The sequence below is a fragment of the Isoptericola sp. NPDC056605 genome (assembly GCF_042792795.1).
Classification (GTDB): domain Bacteria; phylum Actinomycetota; class Actinomycetes; order Actinomycetales; family Cellulomonadaceae; genus Isoptericola.
Genome location: NZ_JBHTVT010000057.1, coordinates 1 through 1,343, shown reverse-complemented (window position 1 = coordinate 1,343; position 1,343 = coordinate 1). Strand labels below are relative to the sequence as shown.

Here is a 1,343-nt window from a genome sequence, read left to right as displayed (position 1 = left end):
GGCACAAGATGGACTGGAAACGTAACGGCTCAGACGGGAACGCAATCTACAAACTTTTATCATATCAGCGCTTACGAGGCTATCACTAAAATTATCGAAGTGTGGGGCGGCGAGCTGCGCTTTACTGTCACTTTTGACGAGGAAAGCAATAAAATTATTGAACGAGTTGTCAACATCCTGCCACGACGCGGGCAAGATGAGGGTGATCGTTTCGAGACTGGATATAACATTGAAAGCATTCATGTTACAGACATGGCTTATCCGGTTTCTGCTATGTATGGATGGGGCGGCAGCGTAGAAACAGAGAACGGAGGGCATTCTCGTTATATTGATTTTGCCGATGTGGTTTGGAGTAAAGCTGCTGGCGATCCCGCAGACAAACCGAGGGGGCAAATGTGGGTAGAGCTTCCTGGAGCAATAGAGAAGTATGGATATAAAAAGTCAGACGGAACGTTCATTAACTCTTTCGGCCAGTGGCAGGATGAAAACATACTTGATCCGAAAGAGCTATTACAAAAAACATTTGAATATCTCAAAAATATAGCTTCAGTTCCCCAACGCCTATATGAATTAACTGTCATTCCTACTGATCATGTTTCGCTAGGAGACACCAGGACGGCCATAGATCGGAAACGGGCTGACCCTATAGAAGTTCAATCCCGCATTATTGCTTTAGAATATGACATAATAGCCCCTCACATAAAACAAGTAGAAATGGGCCAATTCCTAGAAGTTTATCAAACAGATAAGCGACTAGATGAAATAGAGGACAAAATAAATAATATTGACCGCAGCGTGACTGTTACCGATGGGAATTTTCCTGACATTAAGCCTCCTGTACCGTCTAATGTTTCTGTTCAAGGTCTTTTCTCAAGCGTTTCTCTAGCATGGGACTTTGATTCTTCTTCATATATTGCGGCTTATGAGGTTTACGGCTCTAAAGTACAAGGTTTCACACCTTCTCTTTCCACTAGATTATGGCGAGGGAAAGAGGGCGGATGGGTTCATGATACAGCCGGTGTAGATAACGTTTGGTACTATCGCATAAGAGCGGTGAACTATCATGACACGCCAAGCGACTATACAGCAGAATTTTCAGCGCTAACGGTGCGAATTGGCACAAACCATATTGAAGATCAATCAATAACTAACGCGAAGATCGGAAGCCTTTCAGCTGATAAAATCAAGTTTGGAACCATGAGCGGTATCGCCATTACGGCAGCAACCATCACAAGTAGTAGAATGATTTTTAATGATCCTGATCCATATAACAAAAGCTTCATTACTGAATCTTAAATCTAAATGAAAAGATCAGAATTAAACGACAATACTAAATTTAGCTC

1 protein-coding gene is annotated in these 1,343 nt (G+C 42.4%); it reads left to right on the top strand.

Annotated elements, in window-relative coordinates:
* A partial coding sequence (locus ACFQ8Y_RS22725; RefSeq protein WP_430586805.1) for a phage tail spike protein occupies nucleotides 1–1,296 on the top strand: 1,296 nt, incomplete at its 5' end.
* Nucleotides 1,297–1,343: the final 47 nt, after the last annotated feature.